Origin of the sequence: Algoriphagus sp. (genome assembly GCF_024642405.1) — a bacterium.
Classification (GTDB): Bacteria; Bacteroidota; Bacteroidia; order Cytophagales; family Cyclobacteriaceae; genus Algoriphagus.
In genome coordinates this window covers 1-4,257 of the sequence record NZ_JAHEBC010000328.1, presented here as the reverse complement: position 1 = coordinate 4,257, position 4,257 = coordinate 1, and the positions used below count along the sequence as shown (strand labels likewise).

Here is a 4,257-nt window from a genome sequence, read left to right as displayed (position 1 = left end):
CCATCATTGAGGCGATTTTACTTAATATCTGAATCCCATTATGTAGTCCAGATACAACTGAAGCTGTTGCAAACAAGGTGATAATCCCAATTAAAATAACTTGAATCTCGGCGCTATTTGGAATGTTAAATAGATAATTCAGACCGGAATTAATATGCTGAATACCTAGACCCAGTGTCGTAGCCAAACCAAACAAAGTAGCTACTACAGCCATAGTATCGATAAAATGTCCAATCGGCCCTTTTAGCCGATCCCCTAATAATGGATATAAAATCCATCGAACTCCCAGAGGTAAGCCTTGATTGTATTTAAAGAATGCAATAGATAAACCCATTAAGGCATAAACTCCCCAACCATGAAGTCCCCAATGTAAATAAGATAGGTTCAGGGCGTTTTTTGCAGCGGTTAATGTTCCTGCTTCCCCATATGGAGGATTTGAAAAATGACTGACGGGTTCTGCCACTGCATAAAACATTAGGACCAAACCTATTCCAGCATTGAATAGCATGCTGAGCCAAGCCCAGGTACTAAATTCCGGTTTTGCATCTTTACCCCCGAGTCTTATACTCTTGTATCTACTGAAGCCTAGGTATATACAGAATATCAATATGACATTTACTGCCAGGACATATAGCCATCCGAAGCTTTTAGAAATAAAGGCCTGGAGGGATTCGAATAAATCACCTACAGATTCTTGGAAGATAAGGGTAAGTGTAACAAAAAGAACAATCAAACCAGCTGAAGGGAAGAATACCCATGGCTGTATGCTCTTTAAAAAAGGGGTGGGAACGATACTTTTTGAAGCTTTGATAATTTAGGGTGGTTTTTCAGCTAATTTAACCCATTTCATATCCCTATGGAAATATAAGCTAGCTTAAATAAGGAGATTTATATGAATAGAAAAAATGTTTGATAGTTGTTAGATGATTTAGCTTTTGAAATGGTAATTTTTTAAATCGAGAATATAAAAACCCTCTCCAAAAATTAATTTGGAGAGGGTTTCAAATCAGGTAAAATTACCTATTCAGTTTCCTTCTTAATTTCGTTTTTGTTCTTCACATATTTCTCCAACCAGGTATCCATTTCCCAAAGGGTATGTAAAATAGATTCTTCGCCGGCATAGCCATGGCTTTCATTTGGTAAGAAAACTAATCTTGCTGTTGCTCCATGACCTTTCAAAGCATTGTAATAACGCTCGGATTGAATAGGGAAAGTTCCGGAGTTATTGTCTGCTTGTCCGTGAATCAATAGAATCGGAGTTTCCACTTTATGAGCAAAAGAGAATGGAGACATGTTGAAATAAACTTCTGGAGCCTCCCAATAGGTACGTTGCTCATACTGGAATCCAAAAGGGGTCAAAGTTCTATTGTAAGCACCACTTCGCGCAATTCCTGCAGCAAATAGATTTGTATGTGAAAGTAAGTTGGCTGTCATGAATGCTCCATAAGAATGCCCTCCAACTGCGATTCTATCTCTATCTCCAATTCCTAATTCCACAATATGGTCAATGGCAGCTTCTGCATTTGCGACCAATTGATCGATAAAATAATCATTGGGTTCTTTGTCACCTTCTCCCACAATAGGCATTTCTGTTTGGTCCATGATGGCATAGCCTCTGGTCACCCAATAAATCGGTGATCCCCAGCTCAATCTTGTAAAGGCATATTTGGAGCCTCTAACTTGTGCTGCAACTTCCTTGGATTTATATTCTCTTGGATATGCCCACATCAAAACCGGTAGCGGTCCATCTTTGGCAGCATCATAACCCGCTGGAGTATAAATGACTGCGGATAAATTAAGCCCATCGTTTCTTTTGTAAGTAACCAATTGCTTTTGAATACCTTTGATAGACTCATAAGGATGAGCAAAGTTGGTTACCTGAACAGGTGCCATTCGCTTTCTAGTATTCACCAACCAGTAATTTGGCTGGATATCGGTGCTTTCTTTTATCGTGATAAATTCAGACCCATTTTCATCCAATACTTTGACAACTCGCTCATAGTAAGGAGCCTGAGATCTCCAAAGAATTTCCTGCTCTTTGGTTTTGGTGTCAAAAGTCGAAAGGAATGGCATATTTCCTTCTGGGGAACCTCCAGGACTGGTCATAAAGACCAAATCGCCTTTTCTTAAAAGGACGTTTCTTCCAAATTCATTTTCGGTATAAAGAGGATCTCCTGGATCATTGTACAAATCATCTGAGGATCTATCGATGATCACTTTTTTCGCTTGATTCGGATCAGAAGGATTGATGACAGATCGAACTTCTTTTCTGGAACGAGACCAGCGTTCATTCATAATGGCGAAAGTATCATCGGACCATGCTATACCTGCAAATCGGTATGGAGTCGTGGCCAACTTTGATTTCTGTGCTGTAAAAGGTGCAGCTAGAGTGTAAACAATCTCTCGAACTTCTGTCTCAACTCTTGCATCTCCACCGTCCTGAGCTTCCACCCAATACAAGGTTGCTGGCTTATCTGCTCTCCAGCTTATATTTCTTGGACCTGTAACTGTCGCATCAAAACCAGTGGGTCTGTTTTCATCCAGAGGAATCTCCGCAAGTGTCTTTACATTTTTTCCACTCTTATCCCAGATTTGCACATCGTAAGGAAATCTATTGGCAGGGACCAAATACGAAAATGGCTTTCTGATTTGTTCCACCATGATATAAGATCCATCCGGAGAAAGGTCCATTGATTTGATCATACCTGCTGAACCGATTGCTTTTTTGGTACCATCCAGATTGACCATCATTAGTTGGGTATTCATGAAATATGCAAAAAGCGCTTCGTCGTAAGGGTCAGAAAGTAAATCCTGATAAGTTCGGCTAGGTGCAGCATCCCCTGTAGTTTCTTGGATGATTGGTCCTGATGGGGCTGCTGGTCTTTGAGGCATCGCACCTCGAGAAGGGTTTGAAGCCTTAACCAAAATTTGATTATCTGGTGTCCAAACTAGGGAATTTCCCATGACATCATTGATAATGGCGTCTGTCAGTTTTTTGGCTTCGAAAGTCCCTAAATCTACCACCCAAAGGCTAATTCCATTAGATTCCGTTTGTGTAAAAGCCAGGTATTTTTCATCGTGTGATAGAGAAAAACTTCCCATATCGGGTTTTCCGGGAAGGCCTGTAATTTGTTTTTCCTCACCACTCCGAGTCATTCTTACTTTAATATTTTCTGTTCCTCTGCCTCTGCTAGGTCCTGAAGTGGCAGGATTGATCCGAAGGCCAGCTATTTTTAATTCGGGCTTGGAAAGATCTTCTATACTTGGATTATCTGCTCTTTCCAAGAGTAGCATCCAATCTCCGTTTTTACTAAAGCTTACTGAGGGAGTGCTTGGGGCATTCACTAAATCAGTAATTGATTTTGGTGGTTTTTGGTAGCTGCTTTGTGCTTGGATATCAGAATATCCAGCTAAAAACAAGATTGCTGCCAAAAAGTGGATTGTAAATCTCTTCATCATATTTATGTGGTTTATTTTCGATATCTAATTTAACTCCTCAGAGCTAGTTAATTACCAAAAAAGTCACCAATGGTTAGAATCTTGGATAAAACCCTATAATTTATTTTTTCAAAACCATTGATTTGTAGGCAGAGATCATAGGGTAGAGCCTAGGATGAAAAGATTCTTACTGCTTAATTTTCAATTACTAATACAAATTTTCTTTATTTCACATATGAATTACAAATGAGGATAGATGATAGAGGTAATTTCTATTGTAGCAGGAGTATTAGGATTATTATTGAGTCTGGTTTTATTGGTATTCTCCAAAAAACAGGAAAATGGTAATTGGTTGTTAGGAATTTCAATTCTGTTACTTTGGTATTGTTTAATCATTGCTGAGTTATATCGATCAGGTGAGATTTACCAATATGCCCACTTTTCCAGGACTGGGAATATTGCTGCATACCTAATAACTCCCTATTTGTACTTTTTCACAAAAAGGATTTTTGAGGGAAAGACTAATTGGATTAAAACGTATTGGTGGGTATTTGTTCCTGCTGTTTTTTACGCCATTGATTTCTTGCCCTATTATATTCTACCTCTTGATCAAAAAAGGGAAATAATTCAGTCTCAACAATTAGGGAATAGACATTTTGTGTTTTCGGAAGGTTTCCTTTCTCCAAATTGGGTCCAATACTATCTTAGATTCTTTTGGGCAGTACTTTTTTTGATACTGACAGTAGGTGTTATATGGAAGAATAAAGGAGTAATCCAAAACCCAAAAAATAAAAACAACAGAACCATTGCAAGTTTTAT

Annotated in this window: 3 protein-coding genes; 1 reads left to right on the top strand and 2 read right to left on the bottom strand. The window is 38.7% G+C overall.

What is annotated here, in order from left to right; genetic code table 11:
* Both Q0L68_RS17075 and Q0L68_RS17070 read right to left on the bottom strand, forming a co-directional pair.
* On the bottom strand, positions 1–733 hold a 733-nt coding region (locus tag Q0L68_RS17075; RefSeq protein ID WP_296705454.1), incomplete at its 3' end, for a BCCT family transporter.
* A 287-nt stretch (positions 734–1,020) separates the two neighbouring features.
* The gene (locus tag Q0L68_RS17070; RefSeq protein ID WP_296705452.1) at positions 1,021–3,459 is read right to left on the bottom strand and encodes a prolyl oligopeptidase family serine peptidase; all 2,439 of its coding nucleotides are present in this window, start codon (positions 3,457–3,459) and stop codon (positions 1,021–1,023) included.
* A gap of 235 nt (positions 3,460–3,694) precedes the next feature.
* Here Q0L68_RS17070 and Q0L68_RS17065 point away from each other — a divergent pair.
* Positions 3,695–4,257, top strand: a 563-nt coding sequence (locus Q0L68_RS17065) for a hypothetical protein (protein WP_296705451.1), incomplete at its 3' end; no start/stop codon positions are given.

Coding starts and splice junctions, on each gene's coding strand:
- Q0L68_RS17070 (WP_296705452.1), bottom strand. CDS start 3,459: ATGATGAAGAGATTTACAATCCACTTTTTGGCAGCAATCTTGTTTTTA.